Origin of the sequence: Streptomyces sp. CC224B (genome assembly GCF_030010595.1) — a bacterium.
Classification (GTDB): domain Bacteria; phylum Actinomycetota; class Actinomycetes; order Streptomycetales; family Streptomycetaceae; genus Streptomyces; species Streptomyces longispororuber.
This window is the reverse complement of the sequence record NZ_JASCXL010000053.1, coordinates 18527-31707: the sequence shown is the minus strand read 5'-3', so window position 1 is coordinate 31707 and position 13181 is coordinate 18527. Positions and strand designations below refer to the sequence as shown.

Sequence of the window (13181 nt, the reverse complement as noted above, 5' to 3'; positions counted from 1 at the left end):
GCGATCCGGGTACGGTATGCCCGGACAGCACACCGCCGGACCGCGCAACACGGTGCGGTCGGGACCGACGGAGAGGGCTGGAATAGCTATGGAAGAGCCGCGTCGCCTCGGCGGCCGGTACGAGCTGGGCCAGGTGCTCGGCCGCGGCGGGATGGCGGAGGTCTACCTCGCGCACGACACCCGCCTCGGCCGCACCGTGGCGGTGAAGACGCTGCGGGTGGACCTGGCCCGCGACCCGTCGTTCCAGGCCCGGTTCCGCCGTGAGGCCCAGTCGGCCGCCTCGCTCAACCATCCCGCGATCGTCGCGGTCTACGACACCGGCGAGGACTACGTCGACGGGGTCTCCATCCCGTACATCGTCATGGAGTACGTCGACGGCTCGACACTGCGCGAGCTGCTGCACTCCGGGCGCAAGCTGCTGCCCGAGCGCGCCATGGAGATGACCATCGGCATCCTCCAGGCGCTGGAGTACTCGCACCGCAGCGGGATCGTGCACCGCGACATCAAGCCCGCGAACGTCATGCTGACGCGCAACGGCCAGGTCAAGGTCATGGACTTCGGCATCGCCCGCGCGATGGGCGAGTCCGGCATGACGATGACGCAGACCGCGGCCGTCATCGGCACCGCGCAGTACCTCTCGCCGGAGCAGGCCAAGGGCGAGCAGGTCGACGCCCGCTCCGACCTCTACTCGACCGGCTGCCTCCTGTACGAGCTGCTGACCGTACGGCCCCCCTTCGTCGGCGACTCCCCGGTCGCGGTGGCCTACCAGCACGTGCGCGAGGAGCCGCAGGCGCCGAGCGTCTTCGACAACGAGATCACGCCCGAGATGGACGCGATCGTCCTCAAGGCGCTCACCAAGGACCCCGACTACCGCTACCAGTCGGCCGACGAGATGCGCGCCGACATCGAGGCCTGCCTCGACGGCCAGCCCGTCGCCGCGACCGCCGCGATGGGCGCCGTCGGCTACGGCGGCCAGGGCGGCGACTACGGTGACCAGGCCACGGCCATGCTGCGCCCGCAGAACGGCGCCCACGGCCAGGGCCAGACGTCGATGATGCCCCCGGTCAACCCGGACGACGGCGGCTACGGCTACGACGAGAACGGCCGGCGCGGCCGCCAGAAGAAGAGCAGCACCTCGACGGTCCTGCTGGTCGTCGCGGGCGTCCTCGTCCTGGTGGGCGCGATACTGATCGGCAAGTGGGCGTTCACCGGGAAGGACGCCTCCGACGAGAAGAAGGCCCCGAACTTCGTCGGCGAGACCGTGAAGGAAGCCGAGCAGTCGGCGAAGAACGTCGACCTCAAGATCGCCGTCTCCAAGCGCGAGCCCTGCGAGAAGTACCCGAAGAACCAGATCTGCTCGCAGACCCCGACCGAGGGCACGAAGGTCGAGAAGGGCGACACGATCAACGTGGTCGTGTCGACCGGCGCGCCGAAGGTGGCGGTCCCGAGTGTCCTCGGCATGGACGAGGGCGAGGCCACCGAGAAGCTCGAAGGCGACAAGTACCAGCTCAACGTCGAGACGAAGCAGCGGATCTCCACCGAGACCGAGGGCAAGGTGCTCGAGCAGGACCCGGTCACCGGCACCGAGGTGCAAAAGGGCAGCACCGTCACCTTGTACATCGCCAAGGAACAGCAGAAGATCACCGTCCCCGACGTGTCCGGACAGACCTGGGAAGCCGCGAAGAAGCAGATCGAGGCCAATGGTCTCGTCGCGAACCGCTCCGACGTGGAAAGCGACAGCGTCGAGGAAGGCAAGGTCATCCAGACCACTCCCTCGGCCAACACGCAGGTCGTACCCAACTCCACCGTCAACGTGCAGGTCGCCAAGAAGCCCAAGGAAGAGGAAGAGGAGCAGGACGTCCAGGTCCCGTCCGTCATCGGGCAGAAGCTGTCCGACGCCCGGGACGCGATCGAGGACGCGGACCTGTCCGTCGGCAACATCACGGGCCCGCAGGACGACGACGCCACGGTGGTCCTCGTCCTCCCGTCCGCGGGCCAGAAGGTCAAGCCCGGCACCGCCGTCAACCTGACGACCGTCGGCAGCGGCGGCGGGGGCACCCCCGGCGGCGGCGACCAGGGCGGCGGCGACAACGGAGGCGGCGGCGGCTTCATCGAGGGCGCGACCGGCTTCGGCCGCCACGAGCGGGACTGACGCACAGGGCATACGAGACGGAGAAACCCCGGTGCCACTACTGGAAGGTGGCACCGGGGTTTCTCCGCGCTCAGGCCCGGGGGGACCTGGACCCGTCAGGACCAGTCAGTACAGCTGTTGACGAGGTGGCTGCCGTCGAACCTGGCTACCTGGACACCGACATTGAAGATCCCTCGGTCATCCTTGGCGTGTGTCTTCCAGCTCTTGAGCGTTCCCTTACCACCCTTGGCAGCGTGCCAAGACCAGTATGTGATCTTTCCGCTCGCGTTCTTCGTGAGCAGCCGGACACGTGCCTGCTTTGCGTCCGCCTTCGAGTCATACGCGGTGAGACCCACCTGGATGCGCTCCGTCGCGCCATGGAAGTTCGGCACCCGCACGGAGCCGTTGGCGCCGGTGGTCATGCAGCTCGCCGTCAAGGTGGCAGCGTTCGCCGTCGTAGGCAGGAAAGCCGACAGGGCCAAAGCGGTCGCGCAGACTCCGACAGCCCGCGTGGTCTTCTTCACGTTCATCCCCCAACATTCTCTCGATCACAGTGGTCGTGATCGAATCTAGAACAGGGGAGTGCTCGGGGAAGCGGCGGCCCTCGGACATCTTGGCCCGGGGCTCTTCCGTGCGGCAGGCGTGCGACGCGCGCCTTATGTCAGCTCGGGCGGCGGTGTCCGGTCGTGGTCGACCTTCTCGACGCGCTCCAGCTTGCCCCAGACCACGTAGCGGTACTTGGACGTGTACACCGGCGTGCAGGTCGTGAGCGTGATGTAGCGGCCCGGCTTCTTCGCGCCCGACTCCTTCGGGACCGGGTCGAGGACGCGGATGTTGAACTTCGACGTCTCGGGGAGGGTCTTGTAGACCTTGTACACGTACCACTTGTCGCGGGACTCGAAGACGATCGGGTCGCCCACGTCGACCTTGTCGATCCTGTGGAACTTCGCGCCGTGGCCGTCGCGGTGCGCGGCCAGCGAGAAGTTCCCCGTCCTGTCCTGCGGCAGGGCGGACTTGACGGGCTTGGTGTAGTAGCCCGCGACGCCGTTGTTGAGGGTCTTGGTGGCGGTGCCCTTCTTGACGAGGATCTCGCCGCCGGTCATCGACGGCACGTGCAGGAAGCCGATGCCGTCCTTGGTGTTCAGGGAGCCGGGGCCGTCCGCCCAGTAGTCGCGGACGCGGTCGCCCTGCTTCTTCGCCTCGCGGTCCGCCACGACGTTCGTCCACCACAGCGAGTAGACGACGAAGAGGCCGAGGACCAGGCCTGCCGTGATGAGCAGTTCACCGAAGACGCTGACCGCGGTCGCGACACGGCCGCGGCCGCGCGGGCGCGGCGGGTCCGCCGGCGTGGACCCGTCGGTCCGCTCGTCCTGATCGGTGGTGGCTGCCACTGCATCTGCCCCGTCTGTCGTGGCCTTCCCGGCGCCCTAGTCGACCAGAGCGGCCGGTTTTCCCTTGGCCCGTGGCCGGTCTTCGACCATCTTGCCCCACACGATCATCCGGTACTTACTCGTGAACTCAGGGGTACAGGTGGTCAGTGTGATGTAGCGGCCGGGTTTCGTGAAGCCCGAACCCGGTGGGACGGTGTCGAGGACGGCCGTGTTCGCGGGGCTGGTCTGCGGGAGGATGCTCGCCATCTTGTAGACGTAGTACGTGTCCTGCGTCTCGACCACGATCGGATCGCCCGGGTCGAGCCGGTTGATGTACCGGAAGGGCTCGCCGTGGGTGTTGCGGTGCCCGGCGACGCCGAAGTTGCCGGGGTCGGCGTCGGGCATCGGCGTCTTCGTGCGGCCCTTGTTGTAGTGGCCGACCATGCCGCGGTCGAGGACCCGGTGCTTGTCGATGCCCTCGGCGACCGGCACGACGACGTCGAGCTTCGGGATGTGCAGCAGCGCGAAGCCCTGGCCCGGCTCGAAGGCGCCCGGCCTGCCCTTGCCCCGCGCCCAGTCCTCCTCCAGGTGCCGGCGGGCGGCGTCGGCCTGCTGCTGGGCTCTTATGTTCGTCCACCAGAGCTGGTACGTCACGAAGAGCAGCATCAGGACGCCGACGGTGATGAACAGCTCGCCGATGGCACGGCTCGCCACGGTCGCGGGGCTCGGCCTGCGGGCCCGTTCGGCGCGGCGGGCCTCGAGCCGGGTCAGGGGGCGGCCCGGCGCCCCGTCGGCGGGCGACGGCGCCACGGCCCTGGACCGGGGCTTCGCGCCCCGGGTGCCCTTGTGCTTGGCCGCCTTGCGCCGGGCGGCCCGGCCGCCGCCCGGGGCGACGGCATCCGGCCCCTCCGGGTCGCGCGGGACCTCCTGGGGCAACGGCTGCCGCCCCGGCGCCTTCGGCCGCCCTCCTGCCGCTATTCGCCGCGTGTCCGCCGTCCGCAGCCCGATCGTCTCGTCGTCGGCCTGCCGCACCGGCCCGGGCTGCCGCACCGGGTCCGACGGGCCCGCCGGTCCCGTCGGCTGGGCCTGCCGTACGCGCTCGACCGGCTCGGGCGCCCCAGCATCCCCGTACGCCCCAGCGCTTCCGGGCGCCCCAGCACCCCCGTACGCCCCAGCGCTTCCGGGCGCCCCGGCACCCCCGGACGCCTCAGCAGACGGCGCAGACGGCACGGACGGCGACGGTGGCGGCGGCGCGGGAGCCGTGCGGAACCACGGCGACGAGTGCTCCCCCGCCCCGGCCGCATCGGCGCCCCCGCGCGCCTCCGCGGTCACGCCGTGGCCCGGCCCACCACCGGGGCCAGCCCGCTCGATCGTGCGACGGCCCCGGCGTCACCGCACTCGGCGAGCCAGTTGGCGAGCATGAGGTGCCCGTGTTCGGTGAGGACCGACTCGGGATGGAACTGCACGCCCTCGACGGGCAGTTCGCGGTGGCGCAGGCCCATGATGATGCCGTCGCGCGTCCGGGCGGTCACGACGAGCTCGGCCGGGACCGTGGCGGGCTCGGCGGCGAGCGAATGGTAGCGGGTCGCGGTGAACGGCGAGGGCAGGCCCGCGAACACGCCCCCGCCCTCGTGCTCGACGAGCGACGTCTTGCCGTGCAGCAGCTCCGGCGCCCGGTCCACGACACCGCCGTACGCCACGGCCATCGACTGCATGCCCAGGCACACCCCGAAGACGGGCACGCCGGTGGCGGCGCAGTGGCGCACCATGTCCACGCAGACCCCGGCCTGTTCGGGGGTGCCGGGACCCGGCGAGAGCAGGACGCCGTCGAAGCCGTCCTGCGCGTGCCGGAGCTCGACCTCGTCGTTGCGCAGGACCTCGCACTCGGCGCCGAGCTGGTACAGGTACTGCACGAGGTTGAAGACGAAACTGTCGTAGTTGTCGACGACGAGAATGCGTGCGCCCATCAGTTGTCCACCGTCACGTCGTTGAAGGGCAGCAGCGGCTCCGCCCAGGGGAAGACGTACTGGAAGAGCACGTAGACCACCGCGAGGATGAGCACCAGGGAGATCAGTGCCCTCACCCATGCGTTCCCCGGCAGATGCCGCCAGATCCAGCCGTACATGCCGTCCCTTCCGTCATCAGGCGGCCCCCGGCCATCGCACCAGCCGTCGCCGCCGTACCGCACCAGACTAACGGCGCAGTGCCTCAGGTTTCCCTGCCTCCACGGGCTGGGTGGCGTCCAGGTGGGCCCAGGCGACGAGGCGGTGGCTGTGGCCCCACTCCGGGTCGCAGGTGGTGAGGGTGAGGTAGCGGCCGGGCTCCCGGTAGCCGGACTTGCGCGGCACCGGGTCGATGACGCCGACGTCGCCGGGCAGCGTCCTGTACGGCTTCCTGTCGACGCGGTACGTGAACCAGGTCGCGCCGTCGGTCAGGACGACCGCGTCGCCGGGGCGCAGCGCGGGGAAGTCCTTGAACGGGTCGCCGTAGGTGCGGCGGTGTCCGGCGACGGAGAAGTTGCCCTTCCGGCCGAGCCGGGCGGTGTTCGCGTAGTGGCCGAGGCCCTTCTTGAGGGTGTCGGTGGCGGTGCCCTGGAGCACGGGCTTGTTCCACGTGAAACCGAAGCGGGGGATGTACATGACGGCGAAGGGTTCGCCGTCCTCGTAGGGGGCGGGTGCCGGGGGCGAGGCGCCCGGGGACCCGCGGATGCCGCTTGCGGGGCCGGTGCCCGAAGCGCCGCCGGGGGCGGCCCGTCCGTGGGACCAGCGGTCCTGGAGGCGGTCGATCTGGTCGTCCATGGCCCGGTCGGCCTTCACCCCGGTCCAGAAGAGCACGTACACGACGAAGAGCACGATCACGGTGCCGGCGGTGACGCACAGCTCGCTGACCGTCCGGACGATCGCGCGCACCGACACCGCAGGGACCTCCCGAGCGCGTGCTGCTCCGAGGGCTACAAGGGCTGCAAGGGTTATTGCAGGGGCTTCGCGTAGTGCAGGTTCACTGTGCCCGAGTAGCCGGGAAGAGTCACCGCCTCGTCGTCCTCGACTTTCCAGCCGAGCCCGTAGGCGTTGACGTACAGCATGTAGTTCTGGATCTCGGGCGAGGCGGCGAGGGCCCGCTTGAGACGGTCGGGGTCGCCGACGGCGGTCACCTTGTACGGCGGTGAGTAGACGCGGCCCTGGAGGATCAGGGTGTTGCCGACGCAGCGCACGGCGCTGGTGGAGATCAGACGCTGGTCCATGACCTTGATGCCCTCGGCGCCGCCCTGCCACAGGGCGTTGACCACGGCCTGGAGGTCCTGCTGGTGGATGACCAGGTCGTTGGGCTGCGGCTCGGGGTAGCCGGGCAGCTTGGCCCTGGCGTTCGGCGGGGCGTCGGTGAGGGTCACGGAGACGGCGTCGCCGCGGAGCTTCTCGGTGCCCGCGTTCCGCTCCAGGGCGGCGAGGCGGGCGTCGTCGGCCTTGGTGGCGGGGTTGTCGCGGCGGGCCAGGGACTCCACTTCGCCGCGCAGCGAGCTGTTGGAGTCGTCGAGGTCCTTGTTCTCGCGGCTGCGTTCCTGGATGAGGTCGGAGAGCTTCAGCAGGGAGTCGTCGGTGCGGATGTTGGTGCCCTTGGCCGTGTTGAAGCTGGTCATGAAGAGCAGCCCGGCGAGCGCGAAGACACCGGCGGTGAGCACCCGCACCGGCCGCCAGCGGCGGCGCCGGCCGGGGGCGGGAGAGGAGTGGCCCGGGCCCGTGGGGAAGTCGGCGGAATTGCTCAACGTACCCTTATCTCCTTCACCGCCGCGGAAGCACTACGCTATCGGACGCCCGGGGGAAGACTTAGCGCACCGTAGCGCCGTAGCGTCCGTCCCCGGCGCCGGACCCAGCTACCTGCGCGGCCACGCAGCGCATCGACAGGAGAGACCCTCGTGCCGAAGTCACGTATCCGCAAGAAGGCAGACGATTACACTGCGCCGTCGCAGAAGAAGGCGACGGACATCAAGCTCACCAGCCGTAGCTGGGTCGCCCCGGTGATGCTGGCGCTGTTCCTGATCGGCCTGGCGTGGATCGTCGTCTTCTACGTCACGGACGGCAAGCTCCCGCTCGACCCGCTGGGCAACTGGAACATCGTGGTCGGCTTCGGCTTCATCGCGGCGGGCTTCGGCGTCTCCACGCAGTGGAAGTGACGGCCGCCTGAGCCCGTCCCGGGCCCCCGGCGTCGTCCGCAAGTCCTGGCCCCAGTTATCCACAGCGTGAGCACCATCATCCACAGGTCTGGGGAAAGGCCTGAAAATCTGTGGATAACTCTCCGGACGTTGACGCCGGTGTGACTGGTCGTCTCTCCGCGCCCGCTCCGCGCACCCCTTGTCCTGCCTGGGCAAACCCGGATCAGGGATACACGGAACAGACGTTCCCCACGTCGTGCACAAGATCGGGCACAGACTGTGGACAACCCGGGGGCGCGCGGTGGAAAGCCCGCGCCCCCCGGGGTCCGGCCAGGTGAGCGGCCGGACGCGGCCGAGGCGCGCTCGCGGCCCGGCCGCCCGGGGCGTCAGGAGAGCTGGGCGGTGCGGACGAGCACGGTGACCACGATGACCGCGAACACCAGGGCGCATGTGCCCCACTGCACCAGGGCACGGCGCTCGCGCGGCGCGTGCACCATGCCGTACGCGATCACCACCCCGGCGACGAGACCGCCGACGTGCGCCTGCCAGGCGATGCCGCTCCAGGTGAAGGTGAACAGCAGGTTCAGCGCGAGGAGCGCGATGACCGGGCGCATGTCGTAGTTCAGGCGCCGCATCAGGACCGCCGTCGCGCCGAGCAGCCCGAAGATCGCCCCGGAGGCGCCCAGCGAGGCGTCGCTCGGGTCTTCCAGGAGATACGTCAGCGCGCTGCCGCCGAGCCCCGACAGCAGGTACAGCGCGAGGAAGCGGACCCGGCCGAGCGCCGCCTCCAGCGGGCCGCCGAGCCACCACAGGCCCAGCATGTTGAACGCGATGTGCCAGATCTCCTGATGCGTGAACACCGCTGTGACCAGGCGGTACGACTCCCCGGCCGCCACGCCCTGGCTGGCGGGGAACGGCGCGGGCGGCCACTCGCCGATGAGGAAGAGGTCGCCGACCAGGTCCTCGCGCGCGCGGACCGCGAGGAACACCAGGACGTTGAGCGCCAGGATGATCTTCGTGAGCAGCCTCGGGTCCTGCGTGAGCGTGCCGCCCGCCAGCGTGCGCGGCCGGCTCGCCGCCGGCGCGGGCCCGGTGTCGGAGCCGCCCTTGACGCACTCGGGGCACTGGAAGCCCACCGAGGCGCTGATCATGCACTCCGGGCAGATGGGCCGTTCGCAGCGCGTGCAACTGATGCCCGTCTCGCGGCCCGGGTGCCGGTAGCAGCTCGGCAGGCTCTGCGCGTCCTGCGGCCCCTGCGGGCTGCCTGGCGCCTGGTCCATCACGGTCCCCTCTGGTCTGCCGTACGCGATGACGTCGGCACGCTGGTCAACGCGCCGCCCCGCCCTCCTCTACGGATGGGCGGGGCGGTTTTGTTCCCTCGGGCGCCGAGCGGGCGGGCGGCTCGGCGCACCGGGCGCTCGGCGCTCAGCCCTCGCGCGACTCCACGACGACGGACTCGATCACGACGTCGCTGACCGGGCGGTCCGTGCGCGGGTTGGTCTGCGTGCCGGCGATGGCGTCCACGACCTTCTTGCTCGCGTCGTTGGTGACCTCACCGAAGATGGTGTGCTTGCCGGTCAGCCAGGCCGTCGGGGCGACCGTGATGAAGAACTGCGAGCCGTTGGTGCCGGGGCCGGCGTTGGCCATGGCCAGCAGGTAGGGCTTGGTGAAGGCGAGGTCCGGGTGGAACTCGTCCTTGAACTCGTAGCCCGGGCCGCCGGTGCCGTTGCCCAGCGGGTCGCCGCCCTGGATCATGAAGCCGCTGATCACCCGGTGGAAGACCGTGCCGTCGTACAGCTTGTCCGTGGACTTCTTGCCGGTGGCGGGGTGCACCCACTCGCGCTCGCCCTTGGCGAGCTCAACAAAGTTCTTGACCGTCGTCGGCGCGTGGTTCGGCAGGAGCCGGATCTCGATGTCGCCTTGGTTGGTCTTGAGGGTGGCGTAAAGCTGCTCAGCCACGATCTGCCTTCCGTTGTCCTCTGTGACCCTCCGATCCTCGCACGGACCCGATGGGGACGAGTAGCCGCCGAGTCGGGGACGGGCAGGAGAGGCGACCAGAGGCAAGGAGAGAAAAGGAAAAGAGAGGGAAGAGGGCAAGAGAAGGGAGGAAGACGACGAGTAGCCGCAGAGGCGGCGCGCGGCGGCCCGATCCGTGGCATCGTCGACGGCAGTTCCTCTCGGTGGGCGCGCGCGGTTCCACCCGGCGGGTGTGTTCGGTTGCCCCGGATGCCCGCCCGTGCGTGTCCCGCTCCCTTCCGGCAGGCATGATCCCGGAAAGGGTGGAAAGGTGACATACCTATAACGCCACCAAGGAGGAGGATCCCGTGACCCGCAAAGACAGCGTGCGTGCCGCGGCGGACTCGGCGAAGGACAGTGTGCGGCACGCCGCGGACGCGGTGGCACCCTACGCCGAGGAGGCCAAGGGCCGGGCCACCCACCTGGCGCAGGAGGCCCGGACGCGCCTGGCGCCCAAGATGTCGCAGGCCGCCCAGACGGCCGTCGGCCAGGCCCGTACCCACTTCGACACGCACGTGGCGCCGCGTGTGGAGCAGGCCCGCAGCCATGTGCCGCCGAAGGTCGACCACGCGGCGCACGAGGCCGCCGCCCGCACCCGCAGGGCGGCCCGGCAGGCCGCCGACTTCTCCAAGCCCCGCCTCGAGCAGGCCATCTCCGTGGCGGCTCCGGTGCGCGAGGAGGCCGCGTCCCGCGGTGCCGCCGCGCTCGCCGCGCTGCGCGGGCAGGTGTCCCCCCAGGAGATCGAGCGCCTCGTCCGCAAGCACGAGCGCCGGGCCCGCAGGGGACGCGTCTTCAAGCGCCTCGCCGTACTCGGAGTGCTCGGCGCCGGTGCCGTCGCCGTGTGGAAGTGGTGGGACAAGCAGGCCAACCCGGACTGGCTCGTGGAGCCCCCGGCCGCCACCGAGGTGCCCGACCGTACGCCGCTGACGTCGGTGGACGGCAGCGGGCAGGCCTCCCTGGACCCGGAGGTCCAGGCGAAGGAAGCCGAGACGGAGGCGAAGGCGAAGGGGCAGGACGACCACGCCTGACCGGGGCGTCGGACCGGGGCGGGCGCCCGCCGGATCATCGGCGGAGGGTGTGACCGTGGCCTCCGGGGCGGCGGTTCGGGCCGGCCCCGGCGACGCCTCCCGGAGGGGACGCCGGACTCCCCGGCCACCGGACCGCCCAGTGTGCGGTCCCCCGGACCGGACGAGTGGTTGCCGCCGCGCACGCAGCGCGGCGGTTTCCGCGTGGGGACGGCCGCGCCCGGCCCTCCCGCCCCCGCCGGTTAAGCCGGTCGGCGCAACCAGACGTGCGGCACCGCGTCGTCCCCGTTGTGCTGTCGGGCATGGGCTACCACATAGACGGCCCGCACACAGCGGGCAGCACACGGAGGGGCGCGCTGGGCATCGGCGTCTTCCTGTTGGCCTCGGGAGTGCTCGGCACGAGGGCGTCCGCCCTCGACGGGCCCCCGGACACGGACCACCGCCTCAACGGCGTCTACGAACTCGGCGACCAGGGCGACCGGAGTGACCACAGCGACGACGCCGTCTTCGACCGGCACGGCGGCCCCGAGGGGTGCCACGCCGACTACGACGCGGAGTTCGAGGCGCTCCTGGAGGCGGCCGCCGAGCAGCTCGGCGACTCGTCCCCGCGCAACCTCGGACCGCCCGGCAAGCTGACGCGCCCGCTGCGCCGCCGCTTCCGGGTCACCGCCCGCTACGGCGTGCCCGGCGCGTGGCTCGCCGGCCACCACACCGGCATCGACCTGGCCGTTCCGCGCGGCACACCGGTGTACGCCGTCGGCGCGGGCGTCGTGGTGCTGGCCCGTTGGTCGGGCCCGTACGGAAAGGCCGTCACCGTCCGGATGCCGGACGGGTACTACGCGGTGTACGCGCACCTGTCGCGCATCTCCGTGAGCCAGGGCACCCGGGTGCGCGCCGGCACCCGCCTCGGCAGCAGCGGCAGCACGGGCCGGGCCACAGGGCCGCACCTGCACCTGGAGATCCGCAGACGCCGCCGCTACGGATCGGACGTCAACCCGGTCCGCTACCTGGCCAGACGGGGCGTGCGCCTCGTGTGACGCGGTCCACGGCCCGCGCGACAGAAGGCCTATTTACCGATCGTGCGGCTTTCAGTTCACCGCCGTGACCTCGTCCGGCAAGGGGCCGTTAGGGAGATGCGGCCGCACCTGCGCGGCCGCGTTGTCTCGATTCGAAGGAGAACCGTGATGTCTCGCATCGCGAAGGCAGCCGCCCTCACGCTCGGCGCGGGTGCGGTCGTACTGGGTGGCGCCGGGATGGCCTCGGCGGACGCCGGCGCGTCGGGTGCGGCCGCCCACTCCCCGGGGGCGCTGTCGGGCAACGTGGTCCAGGCTCCGGTCCACATCCCGGCCAACGTCTGCGGCAACACCATCAACGTCGTCGGCCTGCTGAACCCGGCCTTCGGCAACACCTGCGTCAACGACGGCGGCCACGGCCACGGCCACCAGGGGTACGGCCACTGAGCCAGGCCCGGCCCGTCGAGAAGCCCCCGGTGACCACCCCCTCCGGGGGCTTCTCGCTGCCGCCCGGCGGCACGGTGGCCCGGCCTCCCACGGCCGACCCTGCTCCGCACCCCCCACGCCCCGCCCGCTCACTCCTCGTACCGGTACGTCCCGTCGTGTCCCACCAGGTCGCCCGGGGTGGCCCGCCACGGCGGCAGCGGCTCGTCGCGGGCGACGACGCGCTGGTACTGCGGCTCGCCGGGGCGCGGCGGCCGGAGGGGGATGTACGGGGCGGCGTCCGGGTGGCGCCGCCGCCACCGGGTCCACAGCAGGTCCACGAAGGCGTGGTGGAGCCAGAACACCGGGTCGTTGACCGAGCCGCCGCCCAGCATGTGGCCGCCGACCCACCGGTGCACGCGGTTGTGGTTGCGCCACCGCTCGTTGCCGCGGCCGGGTGCCCAGCCCTCCAGGACGTTGCGGAATCCGCCCTTCGACGTCGAGTCCCAGGGCTCCACGTCGTAGCGCGTCTCCCGTAGGGCCCGTTCCACGTCGTCGGCGGTGGGCAGGTCGAGCGGGTCCGCGGGGTTGCCGAACGCCCGGGTGAGGAACTCCCCGTCCGTGACGGACTCCTTGATCGTCCAGTTGCCCCCGTCGTACGCGAACGGGCCGGTGCGCACCTGCCGGTCACGGGCGCGCCCGTCGCCGCCCATGAAGTCCTCGCCCCACAGGGACGCGGCGGGCGTACGGTCACGCGTCCAGTCCCAGTACGGCACGGTGACGGCGGAGTCGATCCGCTGGAGCGCCCGCTCGAAGTCGAGCAGGAACCGGCGGTGCCAGGGGAAGAACGAGGGCGCCATGTGGGCCACCCTGAGCCGCCGTTCCCCGTCGGCCACGTAGAAGTCGATGTGCCTGCGGACGAACTCGTCGTACTCCCCCCTGCGCTTCAGGCTCAGCACCGCGTCCACGAACCTGCGCCGCTCGGCCCGCGTGAGACGGCTCTGGTTCCTGCGTGTGTAGGTCACCCGTCGTGCCCCCTCCGGCTGTTGCGGGGCC

At 71.1% G+C, this 13181-nt stretch carries 15 protein-coding genes; 5 read left to right on the top strand and 10 right to left on the bottom strand.

What is annotated here, in order from left to right:
- The first annotated feature begins 88 nt into the window (after positions 1-88).
- Positions 89-2152, top strand: coding sequence for a Stk1 family PASTA domain-containing Ser/Thr kinase (gene pknB, locus QK440_RS21540; RefSeq protein ID WP_282794801.1), 2064 nt, complete (start codon positions 89-91; stop codon positions 2150-2152).
- A 95-nt stretch (positions 2153-2247) separates the two neighbouring features.
- On the opposite strand, the gene QK440_RS21535 is transcribed toward pknB, so the two are convergent.
- The 7 genes from QK440_RS21535 to QK440_RS21505 form a co-directional block, all read right to left on the bottom strand.
- Positions 2248-2661, bottom strand: coding sequence for a hypothetical protein (locus QK440_RS21535; protein ID WP_282794800.1), 414 nt, complete (start codon positions 2659-2661; stop codon positions 2248-2250).
- A 126-nt stretch (positions 2662-2787) separates the two neighbouring features.
- Entirely contained in the window at positions 2788-3522 is a 735-nt protein-coding gene (locus tag QK440_RS21530) for a class E sortase (RefSeq protein ID WP_282794799.1), read from the bottom strand.
- 36 nt (positions 3523-3558) lie between these two features.
- Entirely contained in the window at positions 3559-4833 is a 1275-nt protein-coding gene (locus QK440_RS21525) for a class E sortase (RefSeq protein ID WP_282794798.1), read from the bottom strand.
- A complete protein-coding gene (locus tag QK440_RS21520; RefSeq protein ID WP_282794797.1) occupies positions 4830-5468 on the bottom strand; it encodes an aminodeoxychorismate/anthranilate synthase component II in 639 nt (212 codons plus the stop codon). Before QK440_RS21520 ends, QK440_RS21525 begins: the two co-directional genes overlap by 4 nt.
- Positions 5468-5626: a hypothetical protein gene (locus QK440_RS21515; RefSeq protein WP_282794796.1), complete on the bottom strand. Its 159-nt coding sequence runs from the start codon at positions 5624-5626 to the stop codon at positions 5468-5470. The genes QK440_RS21520 and QK440_RS21515 overlap by 1 nt, the downstream gene beginning before the upstream one ends.
- 67 nt (positions 5627-5693) lie before the next feature.
- The gene (locus QK440_RS21510; protein WP_282794795.1) at positions 5694-6416 is read right to left on the bottom strand and encodes a class E sortase; all 723 of its coding nucleotides are present in this window, start codon (positions 6414-6416) and stop codon (positions 5694-5696) included.
- A 53-nt stretch (positions 6417-6469) separates the two neighbouring features.
- The gene (locus tag QK440_RS21505) at positions 6470-7261 is read right to left on the bottom strand and encodes a DUF881 domain-containing protein (protein ID WP_282794794.1); all 792 of its coding nucleotides are present in this window, start codon (positions 7259-7261) and stop codon (positions 6470-6472) included.
- 150 nt (positions 7262-7411) lie between these two features.
- Between QK440_RS21505 and crgA the strand changes: the two genes are divergently transcribed.
- Positions 7412-7669: a cell division protein CrgA gene (crgA, locus tag QK440_RS21500; RefSeq protein ID WP_282794793.1), complete on the top strand. Its 258-nt coding sequence runs from the start codon at positions 7412-7414 to the stop codon at positions 7667-7669.
- Between the two features lie 365 nt (positions 7670-8034).
- On the opposite strand, the gene QK440_RS21495 is transcribed toward crgA, so the two are convergent.
- The gene (locus QK440_RS21495; protein ID WP_282794792.1) at positions 8035-8928 is read right to left on the bottom strand and encodes a rhomboid family intramembrane serine protease; all 894 of its coding nucleotides are present in this window, start codon (positions 8926-8928) and stop codon (positions 8035-8037) included.
- A gap of 145 nt (positions 8929-9073) precedes the next feature.
- A complete protein-coding gene (locus tag QK440_RS21490; RefSeq protein WP_282794791.1) occupies positions 9074-9607 on the bottom strand; it encodes a peptidylprolyl isomerase in 534 nt (177 codons plus the stop codon).
- A gap of 365 nt (positions 9608-9972) precedes the next feature.
- Here QK440_RS21490 and QK440_RS21485 point away from each other — a divergent pair, with 365 nt between their 5' ends.
- From QK440_RS21485 to QK440_RS21475, 3 genes are all read left to right on the top strand, one after another.
- Positions 9973-10692 carry a DUF5324 family protein gene (locus tag QK440_RS21485; RefSeq protein WP_282794790.1) on the top strand — a complete coding sequence of 240 codons (720 nt, stop codon included), beginning with the start codon at positions 9973-9975 and terminating at the stop codon, positions 10690-10692.
- A 299-nt stretch (positions 10693-10991) separates the two neighbouring features.
- Positions 10992-11726, top strand: a complete 735-nt coding sequence (locus tag QK440_RS21480) for a M23 family metallopeptidase (protein ID WP_282794789.1) — start codon at positions 10992-10994, stop codon at positions 11724-11726.
- Positions 11727-11873: 147 nt separating this feature from the next.
- A complete protein-coding gene (locus QK440_RS21475) occupies positions 11874-12149 on the top strand; it encodes a chaplin (protein ID WP_282794788.1) in 276 nt (91 codons plus the stop codon).
- 128 nt (positions 12150-12277) lie between these two features.
- On the opposite strand, the gene QK440_RS21470 is transcribed toward QK440_RS21475, so the two are convergent.
- Positions 12278-13150, bottom strand: coding sequence for a tyrosinase family protein (locus QK440_RS21470; RefSeq protein ID WP_282794787.1), 873 nt, complete (start codon positions 13148-13150; stop codon positions 12278-12280).
- Positions 13151-13181: the final 31 nt, after the last annotated feature.